General features: G+C 38.6%; 11 protein-coding genes. 8 read left to right on the forward strand and 3 right to left on the reverse strand.

Annotation, left to right across the window (positions count from 1 at the left end):
• The first annotated feature begins 2 nt into the window (after positions 1-2).
• Positions 3-1,394, forward strand: a complete 1,392-nt coding sequence (locus BR87_RS10860) for an L-cystine transporter (RefSeq protein WP_035032060.1) — start codon at positions 3-5, stop codon at positions 1,392-1,394.
• A gap of 54 nt (positions 1,395-1,448) precedes the next feature.
• Here BR87_RS10860 and BR87_RS10865 read toward each other — a convergent pair whose 3' ends face one another.
• Genes BR87_RS10865 through BR87_RS10875 form a run of 3 tightly spaced genes read right to left on the reverse strand, consistent with a single transcriptional unit; the run spans position 1,449 to position 4,256 of the window.
• Positions 1,449-2,675, reverse strand: coding sequence for an ABC transporter permease (locus tag BR87_RS10865; protein WP_035032063.1), 1,227 nt, complete (start codon positions 2,673-2,675; stop codon positions 1,449-1,451).
• Between the two features lie 15 nt (positions 2,676-2,690).
• Positions 2,691-3,380 carry an ABC transporter ATP-binding protein gene (locus tag BR87_RS10870; protein WP_035032066.1) on the reverse strand — a complete coding sequence of 230 codons (690 nt, stop codon included), beginning with the start codon at positions 3,378-3,380 and terminating at the stop codon, positions 2,691-2,693.
• 15 nt (positions 3,381-3,395) lie between these two features.
• On the reverse strand, positions 3,396-4,256 hold the full coding sequence (locus BR87_RS10875) for an efflux RND transporter periplasmic adaptor subunit (RefSeq protein WP_035032069.1): 861 nt from the start codon (positions 4,254-4,256) through the stop codon (positions 3,396-3,398).
• 244 nt (positions 4,257-4,500) lie between these two features.
• Here BR87_RS10875 and BR87_RS10880 point away from each other — a divergent pair, with 244 nt between their 5' ends.
• From BR87_RS10880 to BR87_RS10910, 7 genes are all read left to right on the forward strand, one after another.
• Positions 4,501-5,235, forward strand: coding sequence for a metallophosphoesterase (locus BR87_RS10880; RefSeq protein ID WP_035032072.1), 735 nt, complete (start codon positions 4,501-4,503; stop codon positions 5,233-5,235).
• 38 nt (positions 5,236-5,273) lie between these two features.
• Complete coding sequence (locus tag BR87_RS10885) at positions 5,274-6,248, forward strand: ABC transporter ATP-binding protein (protein ID WP_035032075.1); 975 nt, start codon at positions 5,274-5,276, stop codon at positions 6,246-6,248.
• Positions 6,245-7,762 carry an ABC transporter permease/substrate-binding protein gene (locus BR87_RS10890; protein WP_035032078.1) on the forward strand — a complete coding sequence of 506 codons (1,518 nt, stop codon included), beginning with the start codon at positions 6,245-6,247 and terminating at the stop codon, positions 7,760-7,762. Before BR87_RS10885 ends, BR87_RS10890 begins: the two co-directional genes overlap by 4 nt.
• 103 nt (positions 7,763-7,865) lie before the next feature.
• Positions 7,866-8,696, forward strand: coding sequence for a metallophosphoesterase (locus tag BR87_RS10895; protein WP_035032082.1), 831 nt, complete (start codon positions 7,866-7,868; stop codon positions 8,694-8,696).
• A gap of 589 nt (positions 8,697-9,285) precedes the next feature.
• Positions 9,286-11,469 carry a Tex family protein gene (locus BR87_RS10900; RefSeq protein ID WP_035032086.1) on the forward strand — a complete coding sequence of 728 codons (2,184 nt, stop codon included), beginning with the start codon at positions 9,286-9,288 and terminating at the stop codon, positions 11,467-11,469.
• Between the two features lie 166 nt (positions 11,470-11,635).
• Entirely contained in the window at positions 11,636-12,094 is a 459-nt protein-coding gene (locus tag BR87_RS10905; protein WP_035032089.1) for a SprT family protein, read from the forward strand.
• 113 nt (positions 12,095-12,207) lie between these two features.
• Complete coding sequence (locus BR87_RS10910) at positions 12,208-13,629, forward strand: glycosyl hydrolase family 28-related protein (RefSeq protein ID WP_035032092.1); 1,422 nt, start codon at positions 12,208-12,210, stop codon at positions 13,627-13,629.
• Positions 13,630-13,690: the final 61 nt, after the last annotated feature.

A 13,690-nucleotide genomic window follows, 5' to 3' on the forward strand; every position in this document is an offset into this window, starting at 1 on the left:
CTATGACAAATCTTTATATTGTTATTGCATTATTTTTATTTGTAGCTGTCATTTATAGTTTTTGGCGTCTGCAAAAGAAACACGTTAAATTTTCAACACGTGTTTTTATCGCTCTAGGTTCAGGGATTGTATTTGGAGCTCTGCTTCAATTGCTTTTTGGAGCCACAGGAGACGTTACAACAGGAGCCATTGAGTGGATCAATATTGTCGGAACAGGGTATGTGCGCTTTTTACAAATGCTCATTATGCCGCTGATTTTTGTCTCAATCGTAGGAGCTTTCACAAAAATTGAAGGTACCAAAGACTTAGGGAAAATCAGTATCACAGTTTTAACGACATTGCTAGCGACGACTGCTATTGCAGCTTTAGTCGGGATTTCCAGTGTGATGTTGTTTAATTTGGACGGAGCAGAATTTGTCCAAGGAGAGGCTGAAACGGCACAGATTGCAGCGTTGGATGAGCGTCAAGAAGCAGTAGCGGACTTATCTATTCCAGAACAAGTAGTAAACTTCATTCCATCGAATGTTTTTGCCGACTTATCCAATTCTCGTTCAACAAGTACCATCGCAGTTGTCATCTTTTCAGCTTTCGTAGGAGTTGCTTATCTAGGGGTAAATAAAAAAGACCCAGAAAACGGCGCTTTTTTTGAAAAAATCATCAAGAGTTTATATGCCATCGTTATGCGGATCGTGACATTGGTATTAAGGTTAACACCATATGGGGTTTTTGCATTAATGACAAAAGCTTTAGCAACAAGTGATTTTAATGCTTTATTGAATCTAGGAAAATTTGTAGTAGCTTCTTATGCGGCCATTATTGTGATGTTCTTAATTCATATGTTGATTTTATTGGGTGTGAAAGTAAGTCCAGTCCAATACTTGAAGAAAACGTGGACTGTTTTAAGCTTCGCCTTTACTTCACGTTCAAGTGCCGGTGCTTTGCCGTTGAATATTGAAACGCAAACCAAAGCTTTAGGTGTTGATGATGCTTCGGCAAACTTTTCTGGCACATTCGGTATGTCGATCGGACAAAATGGTTGTGCGGGAGTTTACCCTGCTATGTTGGCGGCAATCGTTGCGCCAACGATGGGAATCGATCTTTTCAGCCCAACCTATATTTTGACGATCGTAGCTGTTGTCACGATTAGTTCATTTGGCGTTGCCGGAGTCGGCGGCGGAGCAACATTTGCTGCTTTGATCGTTTTAGGAGCTTTGGACTTGCCGGTAGCTATTGTCGGTTTAGTTATTTCGGTTGAACCGGTCATTGATATGGCTCGGACATTGTTAAATGTAAATGACAGCATCTTAGCTGGAATTATTTCATCAAAACGAATCAAACGTTTTGATGCAGCGATGTTTAATGATGACGAAGCGATCGTTAAATCAGATATGTAATAAAAACTAAAAAGCTGAAGTTCCTCTTTTAAAAGAGGAACTTCAGCTTTTTAATTATTCGTATCTAAGTGCTTCAATTGGATCCAATTTTGCAGCTTTTCGTGCAGGGTAGATGCCAAAAAATACACCTACAGCAGTAGAGAAAAGCAAGACTAGAACAACCGAAGTGAGCGTGATATTTGGAACAATATTTAAAGCTCCGGCTACTCCATTTGCCAATAGAATACCCAATACCAGTCCGATGATACCACCAATCAAACTTAAAATAATCGATTCCATTAAGAATTGCATCAAAATGGTTCCAGTAGTCGCACCAAGCGCTTTACGGGTTCCAATTTCACGGGTACGTTCTGTAACGGAAACTAACATAATATTCATTACTCCAATGCCGCCAACTAATAAGGCGATTGCAGCAACTGCAGCAATGAAATTAACAAACAAACTTAAGACAGAATTTACTTGGTCTAAAGCTTGTAAAAAGTTAGTAGCAGTATAATAATCTTTTCCTAAAGAATTATGACGTGTTTCCAATAAACGCACGATTTGAGTTGAAACTGGTCCGATAGCTTCTTTATCAGTTACTTGAACAGTTAAGCTATCCATTGTAGTGGCTTCTGGATTTAGTTTCTCCATCGTTGTTAAAGGTACCGCTAAATAAATCGGCATTTGGCTAAGATCAAATGATCCTTGCAAATCTTCAAATGTTCCTTTTACAACACCAACGATCATTAAGCGTAAATTGTTTCCGGCTTCTCCGCTGAGTTGCAGCGTTTCACCGACTACATTTGTCCGTTCATTAAACAAGGCTTTTGCGGTATCTTCACTGACCACGGCTACATTTTTAGCATCTTGATAATCTGTCTGATTGAAATAGCGCCCGTAAACCAACGTACTATCCATTGTTTGATTTGTATACTGCATATCAGGAGTTCCGCTTAATGCTAGAGCAGTACGGGTCTCAAATTCAGATTTTGCAGATGCACGAATAGTTTTGTCAGGAGAAATATGGGTGATAGCCGGAATGGACGCTTTTAAAGCTTTAAGATCTTCATCCGTAAAGGCATCGCTGCTAGAAGCTTCATCACTCAATGACACAGAAATAGTCGAAGCGCCTAAATCATCAAATGTCCCAGTGATTTCAGAAGTAGCTCCATTACCAACAGCTAAGATAGCAATAACGGCTGCGATCCCGATGATGATTCCCAGCATGGTCAAGAAAGAACGCATTTTATTTGCGAAAATACTGTCAATGGCCATTTTAAAATTTTCTTTAATATTCAAAGATTTGGCTCCTTTCTATAACATTTTTGGCTTTTGGAGACGATCATCTTGGAGAGTTCCATCAAAAAACGACACAATGCGTTTAGTATAAATGGCGACTTCCGGTTCGTGTGTGACCATTACAATAGTCGTTCCTTCAGCATTTAATTCTTGAAATATACGCAATATATCAATAGTCGTCTTAGAATCTAAATTACCGGTAGGCTCATCTGCCATTAGAACAGAAGGTTCGTTCACAATAGCGCGGGCAATAGCTACTCGCTGTTTTTGACCACCTGAGATTTCGTTTGGTTTGTGCTTTACTCGATCACTTAACCCCACACGTTCTAGTGCTTTTAAAGCCCGCTGTTTACGTTCTTTAGCGGGGACACCTGCATAAACCATAGGCAATTCTACATTTTCTAGGATCGTCATTCGAGGCATTAAGTTAAAGGATTGAAAAACAAAACCAATTTCTTTGTTTCGGACATGAGCGCCTTGATTATCACTTAAGTTGCTGACATTCTCTCCGTTTAAAAAATAAGTTCCTGAATCAAAATGATCCAATAAACCTAATATATTCATCATTGTTGATTTTCCAGATCCGCTGGGGCCCATAATAGAAGTAAACTCGCCTTTTCCAATGGTCAAGGAGATATTATCTAACGCCACAAGTTTTTCATCTCCTGTTTGATACGTTTTGACGATATTTTTTAATTCAATCATCGCTTTGCCGCCTTTCTATTTTGCTGATACTGAAACGCCATCTTTGATTTTTTCATCAGGAGATAAGATGACAGTTTGATCGGCAGTTAAGCCATCTTTCACTTCAACTTTGGTATCAGATTGGATGCCAATGTCGATCAATTGTGCACGTGCTGTTCCCTTTTCGATAACGTAGACAAATGGTTTGTTTTTATCGTTATAAAGCAAGGCTTCAATAGGCAAAGCGATAGCATTTTCAGCTGTATTAGTGGTAATTTCAGCGTCAATATCAAATCCGGCAAATACATCCTTAGGTGGGGTATCGAATCCGATAGTAGCAGCTAATGCAGTGGTATTTCCGGTTTGACTCATAATAGTCGTAGCGACTGGATCAATATGGGTTACTTTTCCTGAATAAGTTTCTGAACCATTAGATAGGGTAACGGCTTGATCTTTTTTAACTAATGGGGCATCAGACTTAGTTAATTGGACAGTTACTTTTAAATCACTTAAGTCAGCTAATGTAATAGCTGCTTCGCCGGTCTGTGCACTTAAATCGGCTTCATCAGAGACAACGTTGACATTGGTTACAGTTCCGTCAAAATTAGCTGTTTGTGCTGTTCCGTCTTGATAAAGAACTAGCCGATCGTTTTCTTCTACTTGATCTCCGACAGCTACATCGACCTCAGTAACAAGACCTTGCCCAAAGATTTCTTGTGTTTGTTCAGCTTCTAAAGTTCCTGTAGTTGAAAGAGTTTCAACGATTGTCTCATTTGCTGTTTTTCCGGTTCTGACTGAAATAGCTTCTTCTTTAGCAGAAGTGCCGAAAATACTGTAGCCAATGAAACCTACTACAATCAAGGCTGCCAGAATACCAATTGCTTTTTTTGTATTCATATGGTAAATCTTCCTTTCTTATCTGGTTTTGATCCAACTGATGAATCATCAGTATGACATGATGTCATTTATTCAGTATAACGGTTTTAGTACGCAACGTCTAGCAGGAAAACTTAGATGTAAAAATAGAGGAATACTTTTGGTTCGTGAGCAAATAATTCAGTTTTTTTGCTAAAAAGTGTATAGTTAAAGAAAGTTAGAAAGTAGTATGCATCTATAAAAAAGCTGAAATGAGGAGATCAGTATGAAAAAAGAACTATTTGCAATTGGCGATGTTCATGGACAGATCAATCTTTTTCAAGAAATGCTGACACATTGGAATGAAGCTACTCAGCAATTGCTATTGATTGGAGACTTGGGTGACCGCGGAGAGAATCCAAAAGCTTGTTTTGTATTGGCTAATGAATTAGTTGAAGAAAAAGGCGCGATTTGGCTGAAAGGCAATCACGAAGAAATGCTTCTGGATTTTCTAGAACATCCAGAAGATAATTACGATTTGTATCTACTAAATGGCGGCATGCAGACTTTAGAAACCTTTTTGCATCCTGGGTTAAATGATGAGTACTCTCCGACTGAAATTGCTATGCTGATGATCAGTCATTACCCTACTTTAAAAGAACGGTTAAAAAACTTACCGTTGTATTTTGAATGGGGAGATTTTGTGTTTGTGCATGCAGGTGTAGATTTATCTAAGAAAGATTGGAAAAAGACAAACCCAAGAGATTTCGTTTGGATTCGCGAGCCGTTTCATACGATGAAGAATAAGACAGGAAAGACAATTGTTTTTGGCCATACACTTACTCCTGCTCTTTACGGAGACAATAAAACAACTGATTTATGGATACAAGATAATAAAATCGGGATTGATGGCGGTGCCGTTTATGGCGGAGCCTTGCACGGCGTAGTTTTTGACTCGGAAAAATTACTGCAAGACTACAAGCTAGTAAATCAAGGATATGTTTGGGATGGACGCGTTTGATTAATTTCGAAAAATAAAGATAGAGCAGGTGCATAAAAATGATTGAATTTAAAGAGGTGACAAAAGAATATATTCCCGGCAAACCAGTGGTATCCAATTTGAATTTGGAAATAAGAGACGGTGAATTTTTTGTTTTGATCGGGCCAAGTGGAAGTGGCAAAACCACAACATTAAAAATGATCAATCGGCTGATTACCTTAACCACCGGTTATATTTATGTCGGCGGCAAACCCATTAGTGATTACAACATTCAAGAATTGCGCTGGAACATGGGGTATGTTTTACAGCAAATTGCTTTATTTCCCAATATGACGGTGGAAGAAAATATTACTGTCGTGCCTGAAATGAAAAAGATGCCTAAAGACAACATGCAAGAACGCGTAACTGAATTGCTTGAAAGCGTGGGGTTAGATGCTGAAAGTTACCGCCATCGCAGAACCAGTGAATTATCAGGCGGAGAACAGCAGCGGATAGGAGTAGTGCGGGCGCTCGCAGCTGATCCGGATATTATCTTGATGGATGAACCTTTTAGTGCGCTGGATCCAATCAGCCGTCATAACTTGCAAAAAGACGTTGTGGAACTGCATAAAAAATTACAAAAAACAATTGTCTTTGTAACGCATGATATGCAAGAAGCAATGGCATTAGGCGACAGAATCTGCTTAATGAATGATGGGGAAATCGTTCAAGTCGGTACACCTGATGAGATTCGCACACATCCTAAAACCGCATTTGTCAAAGACTTCTTAAAGTCAGGCAATATCGAAGTAGTTGAATCCCAATCTATCCAACAGTTAGTGACAGCTGGCTATACACAGCCGGTTGCGGAGGGGGAAAATACTGGGGAATTGCTAAAGGCAACAGATACAGTTGACCAATTAATTACGACCTTATCAAAAGAGGAAGTTGTTTTTATCCAAGATGCTCAAAACCACATTATTGGAAAATTGACACGTAAACAACTGTTGGCTTACTTAGCAGCAAATATTACTGCTGGAGGTGTAACAGAATGAACGCATGGATAACGACCTTCCAAGAACGAAAAGGGGCATTAGGGACAGCTTTGATCGAACATATCCAGTTATCTTTTATTTCACTATTGATTGCGGTGCTGATTGCGATTCCTTTAGCTATTTATTTAGCTCAGCATAAAAAAGCTGCAGGTCCAATCATTCAAATCACAGCTATTTTTCAAACTATTCCTTCCTTAGCTTTGCTCGGCTTACTGATTCCATTAGTCGGGATCGGCAAGGTGCCGGCTGTCGTTGCTTTAGTCATTTATGCTTTATTGCCGATTTTGCGCAACACATATACCGGGTTGACAGAAATTGACCCGTCATTAGATGAAGCAGCTGATGCCATGGGAATGGATCGCAAGCGGAAACTGTTAAAAGTTCAAATTCCGATTGCGATGCCCATCATTATGGCGGGGATCAGGAATGCAATGGTTTTAATTATTGGAACGGGAACGATCGCTGCTTTGATTGGTGCCGGCGGACTAGGTAGCTTGATTCTGTTGGGAATCGATCGAGGAAATAATCAATTGATTTTAATGGGAGCTATTCCAGCAGCCATTTTAGCAGTTGGCTTTGATTATGTATTGAGTTATTTTGAAAAAGTTTCTTTTAAGCGGACCATTCAAGTTCTGGGGTCAGTAACAGTCGCTATGCTGGTACTGATGATTGTACCTTTGATCAGCGGTAAAGATAAAGAGATTGTGATTGCAGGCAAATTAGGAGCAGAGCCTGAAATCATCATGAATATGTACAAAGAGCTGATTGAAGACCAAACAGATTTATCGGTTCAATTGAAACCGAATATGGGGAAAACGACTTTTGTTTTTAATGCTTTAGAATCAGGAGATATCGATATTTATACAGAGTACAGTGGAACGATTTTAGCTACCTTTTTAAATGAAGAAGCAAAATCGACAGATGAAAAAGAGGTCGTTGAACAAGCTCGTCAAGGACTAGCTCAACAATATAATATGTCATTATTGGAGCCAATGGCGTTTAATAATACTTATGCTTTAGCAGTTACACCAGAGCTGGCCGAACAATATCAATTGAAAAAAATATCGGATCTTCAAGCTGTTACAGATCAGCTTAAAGTAGGATTTACACTTGAATTCGCTGATCGCCAAGATGGGTATCTAGGAATCAAAGATTTATATGGGATAACATTTGATAATTTACAGACAATGGAACCCAAATTGCGTTACTCAGCGATTAAAACGGGGGATATCAATTTGGTTGATGCGTATTCGACTGACAGTGAATTAGCTCAATATGATTTAACGGTTTTAGAAGACGACAAAGGGTTGTTTCCACCTTATCAAGGGGCACCTTTATTATTGACTAAAACGTTGGAAAAACATCCTGAGCTGGAAAAAGTGTTAAATCAATTAGGTGGAAAAATCACAGATGAAGAAATGCGCCAGATGAACTATGAAGTCAATGTAAATAATGCAAATCCGCAAGCAGTCGCGCATCAGTTCTTAATAGAACAACAATTAATAAAAAAATAAATCTGTAAAGTATTCTAATGATGAATTAGAATACTTTATTGATTTTTGCGGCTTAAAAAGTTACTGTAAATGAAGCAGATAGGTAAAGAAATGGGGCAAGACAATGAAAATTGGTGTATTATCAGATTTGCATATCGATACAAACGGGAAGCATCTACCAGAGAATGAGACATTTGCGACTTTATTGAATAATCAGATAAAAAAACAGCAAATCGATCTTTTCTTAATAGGTGGAGATATTAGCAGCGATTACCGTGTGTCGCAAGCTTTTTTAGATGAACTTGGGCAATTAAGCGGTATTCCGATATTGTTTGTACCCGGTAATCACGATTATTGGTCTAGGAACAATGGAAAAACCGATACGAAAAAAATTTATGATTATTTTAAAAGCCAGCCGGAAAGCATTTTAGAACGGCCTTATATTATTAATGATCAATGGGCTGTAGTGGGCAATTCAGGCTGGTATGATTACGGGTTTGCAGATACAAACCAATATGATGACCTGGATTTTCAAAAAATGAAATTGCGTGTAGGTACTTGGCAAGACAAACGATACTGTGACTGGGGTGAATCAGACCAAGCAGTAGCTCAATGGATGTTGGAGAAAATGGAAGAGGATCTGGAAAAGGTCGGAGATCGAAACGTTATTTTAATGACTCATGTAGTGACACACCCTAAATTTGTTGTAACTTTACCGCATAAAATCTATGATTATTTCAATGCTTTTTTAGGCAGTTCTTCTTATGGCAAGCTGTATAAAGAGTACCCAAACATTGTTTACAGTGTTATGGGACATGTTCATTTCCGGAAAACTTTTTTTGCAGATCATGTTCAATTTATTTGTGCTTGTTTAGGTGGTAAAAAACATTGGCCGACGAAAAGCACAGAATCAGAAATTCTAAATGCCATGTTTACTTTCAATTTGCCCGACTAAAAAACAATGATAGTTTAATCGTTGTTTTTTTTAGAGAGATATATGCATCAAAAGCAGTTAAAAAGAGTTTTTTGAGAAAACGAGTAAGTACCTTGAAAGAATATTTTCTAGAACGTATGGAACAGTTTGGAAAATTCTCTAAAAAAGGATAGAAAGATTAGGAAAGATTAAATGTTTTATAGCACGTTCATTTTGTTTCTCAGTTAATAAAGGGTGAAGTGTCAGTTAGAGGCGGTCTAGCGAACAAAAGCAGTGTAAAATAGGCAAGAAGTGTCAGTTAGAAGTAGTTTAGCGAACAAAAGAATAGAAGCGCTAGGAAAAAAAGCTCCTCTTAAGAAATAAAGAGTTTTTCAAGTGTTAGTCGATTTGGCTTCTTAAAGCGTTATTATTCAGTCCTTTTATTTTCTAATTCGTCAAAGATTTCAAGCAGCACGCGTATGTACTTAGGTGATACAATGTTAATTTGCTTATTCTCAGCAAGGCTAAAAAAATTCAATTGTTTCAACATAGGTCTAAAGGTGCTTTTGTGAAACAAAAAGATATATGCTAAAATAAGACGGGTAAGATGGAACGAGAGAGGAAGAACTGAATGACTGAAACAGCTGAAAAAATAGTTTTAGATTTATTAAAAAAAGAATTAAAAACGTACACTACTAAACAATTAACTACTGTTTTAAACTTATTAGCAGAAGGCAATACAGTGCCTTTTATTGCCCGTTACCGAAAAGAAATGACAGGCACATTAGATGAAGTACAAATTCGTGAAATCGAAGAACGGTATACGTATTTACAAACTCTGGAAAAACGCAAAAGTGATGTTATCCGGACAATTGAAGAACAAGGAAAATTAACTGCAGAATTAAAACAGGCTATTGAAAAAGCAGATAAAATGCAATTAGTGGAAGACTTATATCGTCCATTCAAGCAAAAGCGCCGGACGAAAGCAACGATTGCCAAAGAAAGCGGCTTGGAACCATTAGCAGATTGGTTGCTGACTTTTTCAATGGGTGATGTGACAGCAGAAGCAGCCAAGTATATAGACGAAGAAAAAAACGTAGCTTCAGTTGAAGCTGCTTTGGCAGGGGCTCATGAAATTATTGCTGAGAGAATCAGTGATGAACCGCGTTACCGGACTTGGATCCGTGATTACACAGCTAAAAATGGCACAATAACATCAACGGTCAAAAAACAAGAAAAAGATGAAAAAGGCATTTTTGAAATGTACTATGATTACAATGAGCCGGTTAATAAATTGGTTTCACATCGAATATTGGCCATCAACCGCGGTGAAAAAGAAGGAATTTTAAAAGTAGCCTTGTTAATTGACGAGCCTAGCATCCTTAAGTATATAGTTAAGGAGATGATTAAAGAGGAAAAGTCGCCTGCTGCCCCATATGTGACAGCAGCTATTGAAGACAGTTATAAACGGTTTATTGGGCCGTCAATCGAACGTGAAATCCGGTCTGAGTTGACTGAACAAGCTGATGAACAAGCGATTAATATTTTTGGCGAGAATTTGCGCAACTTATTGTTGCAACCGCCGTTAAAAGGTAAAATGGTATTGGGATTAGATCCGGCTTATCGGACAGGCTGTAAATTAGCTGTTATCGATCCTACTGGAAAAGTTATCGATATTGATGTAATCTATCCGCATAAACCAGCTGGCAACGAAGCTCGAAATCAAGCAGCTGTTAAATTTAAACAATTAGTCGAACAATTTGATGTAGAAATGGTGGCAATCGGAAATGGCACCGCTAGTCGAGAATCTGAAACGTTTGTTGCTGATAATTTAAAAGAAATCGATCGACAAGTTTTCTATGTTATTGTCAACGAAGCAGGAGCCTCTGTTTACTCAGCTAGTCCGGTTGCTCGTCAAGAATTTCCAGATCTGCAAGTGGAACAAAGAAGTGCTGTCAGCATCGCCCGTCGTTTACAAGATCCTTTAGCCGAATTGGTGAAAATCGATCCTAAATCGGTCGGTGTTGGCCAATATCAACACGATGTGTCACAAAAACGTTTAGAAGAACGGTTGGATTTTGTTGTCGAAACAGCGGTTAACCAAGTAGGTGTCAATGTGAATACTGCAAGTGCACAATTGCTGCAACATGTGGCCGGTTTAAATAAGACAACTGCCAATAACGTTATTGCTTATCGTGAAGAAAATGGGCGTTTTGAGAGCCGAGCACAATTAAAGAAAGTGCCGCGCTTAGGACCAAAAGCGTATGAGCAATCGGTTGGGTTTATGCGAATCGTTGATGGAAAGAATGTTTTGGATAATACTGGGATTCACCCCGAAACGTATAAAGAAGCTAAAGAGATTCTAGAATTAGCCGGTGTAACGTTAAAAGACGTCGGCAGTATGAAAGCTAAAAAAGCTTTAGAACAATTAGAACAAGCAGAATTGATGCAGGCAACAGGATTAGGCAAGGAAACACTAAAAGATATGCTGCAAGCCTTATCCACACCAGGACGTGATTTGCGTGATGAAATGCCGGCACCTTTGTTACGGACAGACGTGCTAAGCATGGAAGACTTGCAAGCTGGAATGGAATTAGAAGGAACCGTCCGGAACGTAGTCGATTTTGGTGCATTTGTCGATATCGGCGTGAAACAAGACGGGCTAGTGCATATTTCAAAATTAAGCAAAGGTTATGTCCAACACCCGACAAATGTAGTAGCTGTCGGTGATGTGGTGACGGTTTGGGTAGAAGACATTGATGTCAATAAAGGTCGTATCTCTTTAACAATGCTGCCGCCTAAAAAGCAAGACTAAAGCAATAGAACACATAAGGAAAATAAAAGGAATTTGCTTTTTGGAGCACGTTTAAGAAAAATAGTTCAGAAAGAGGATGAGACTTTTGTCTCATCCTCCTCCTTTTTGTCTAACGGAGGAAAAAAGCTTTTGGAAGTAGTGAATAGTATAGGAAGGAATAGGAAAATTGAATCAAAAAGAATTGCAGAAATTAGTAGAAGAAACGTCAATAAACGATTTTGGACAACCATTTAAACACCAAGCGACTTTTAATAACCGTCTGCGTACAACCGGAGGAAGGTATCACTTAGCAACACATAATTTGGATTTTAACCTCAAGATCTTAGAAACTTTCGGCATGGAAGAGTTTATTAAAGTGATAAAACATGAATTATGTCATTATCACTTACATTTAGCAGGTAAAGGCTACCAACACAAAGATGTTGATTTTAAGCAGCTGCTGAAAAAAGTAGACGGAACGCGTTATGTTCAATCATTAGCACCCGTGAAACAACCGAAAAAATTTTGGGTTTACCAATGTCAAACATGTCAGAATGCTATCTATCGGCAAAGACGTTTTAACACAAAACGATATGTTTGCGGAAAATGTCGTGGGAAGCTCATTCTTTCAGGGCAGACAGAATGAGCTTCAAAAAAAAGAGACTAAAGCTGATACGAGTTATTAACAGTTAAACAGCTAAATTTGTTATGCTGATAGCAGTAAGCATAAGCAAAATTTACCGCATGGGGGACGACCGTATGAAACAAACAACCGTCATTCAAGAATTATTAAGTGCAACGTTTCCAGATTATTCTCAAGTAGCTAAAAAGCAAGTAGCGATCGAGGAAACAGAAAAGCAATTTAACCTGTTAAAGGGGTTAAATAAAATTAGAAAGAAGCCTGCCCGTTATTTGAATAGCTTTATATGGTCTAAAGAAAAAACTGATTTTACAACAGAGCCGGCCGTAACGGTCGATGCTGCTGGTCAAGTTTTCCCAATCTGGAAAAGCCAGTTAGACCAGGCAATGACTCGTTTAAGCCAGCAAGTCAGAACAGTATCTGTTTTGGATTATGGAGCAGTTGGGGATGGGAAAACAGATTGTACTGCAGCTTTTAAACGAGCTATTTCATCTGGCAGGCGTCGGGTAATCATTCCACCTGGAACGTATCGAACAAGAGGGATTAAGCTTCCTTCTTATACAGAATTGATTGGCAGCGGATCAGGAACGACTACTTTGGTTTTGGCTGATTCCGCGCCAAAAAGAGAACGATTGGTCAGCAATTTAAGTTATTTAAAAGGCAACCATTTTCTGAGGATAGAAGGTCTGTGTTTAGATTGGAATATCCAACGGTTTTCTGAAGCGGAAAGAAGTGCCTCAGGTGGGACAAGTTCGAGCGGACTTACACTAGCTCATGTCCAGTATGCTCTCGTTCGGGATATCATTGTTAAAAACCCTGGACTTCATGGCGTCGATGTTACTTCAGCTTTTTATAATTATTTTGGTGATGGCAAACGTGCTCGTTTAGGCAGCCGTTATGTTTGGATCGATCAAGTAGAAGTTTCTGGTTTCGGTGATGATGGGATTACAACTCATCACAGTGATCATATTCTGATTTCAAACAGCTTTTTACATCATCCATCCGGCCGTGCGCACAAAACAGGGCAATCCAATTCAAATGGCATTGAGGTAGATGATGGATCCCAACACGTGACGTTGACCAACAATCTTACCGCTTATTGTTTTGGAGGGATTGAAATCAAAGCTCATGAAACAAGTTCAGCTGCTTCGGATACACAAATTATTGGACATTATTCTTATCATGACAATCGGTCGTATAACTTTAGACATATTGGGCACCATAGTCTGACAGATAAAGCGTCTCGATCGGCTTTTGGAATACGAGGGACCTATCTAGCTGCTTATTATCCACAAGAAACGCAACTTTATACAGCATCATCACCAAGAGCTCTCGTTATTTCAGCTTATCAAAAAGTAGCGATCAATCATTTTTTTGCGCAAGCACAACCAGTTGATGATGCTAATCATATTGCTATTTCAATACAATATCGAGCAGGAGAAGTCAAAATCAAAAATATTCAATTGGAAAATTACTCTAAAAGGAATCGAATAGTTCGAGTTAGTGATACAACTTCTCATGTTCAAATAAACTATAAATAAAAAACAGCATCACATATTTTTTGTGTGGTGCTGTTTACTGTATTTGGGATAGTTTACGAAA

The organism is Carnobacterium mobile DSM 4848 (assembly GCF_000744825.1).
GTDB classification, from domain to species: domain Bacteria; phylum Bacillota; class Bacilli; order Lactobacillales; family Carnobacteriaceae; genus Carnobacterium_A; species Carnobacterium_A mobile.

Coding starts and splice junctions, on each gene's coding strand:
- BR87_RS10860 (WP_035032060.1), top strand. CDS start 3: ATGACAAATCTTTATATTGTTATTGCATTATTTTTATTTGTAGCTGTC.
- BR87_RS10880 (WP_035032072.1), top strand. CDS start 4,501: ATGAAAAAAGAACTATTTGCAATTGGCGATGTTCATGGACAGATCAAT.
- BR87_RS10875 (WP_035032069.1), bottom strand. CDS start 4,256: ATGAATACAAAAAAAGCAATTGGTATTCTGGCAGCCTTGATTGTAGTA.
- BR87_RS10900 (WP_035032086.1), top strand. CDS start 9,286: ATGACTGAAACAGCTGAAAAAATAGTTTTAGATTTATTAAAAAAAGAA.
- BR87_RS10885 (WP_035032075.1), top strand. CDS start 5,274: ATGATTGAATTTAAAGAGGTGACAAAAGAATATATTCCCGGCAAACCA.
- BR87_RS10895 (WP_035032082.1), top strand. CDS start 7,866: ATGAAAATTGGTGTATTATCAGATTTGCATATCGATACAAACGGGAAG.
- BR87_RS10890 (WP_035032078.1), top strand. CDS start 6,245: ATGAACGCATGGATAACGACCTTCCAAGAACGAAAAGGGGCATTAGGG.
- BR87_RS10870 (WP_035032066.1), bottom strand. CDS start 3,380: ATGATTGAATTAAAAAATATCGTCAAAACGTATCAAACAGGAGATGAA.
- BR87_RS10910 (WP_035032092.1), top strand. CDS start 12,208: ATGAAACAAACAACCGTCATTCAAGAATTATTAAGTGCAACGTTTCCA.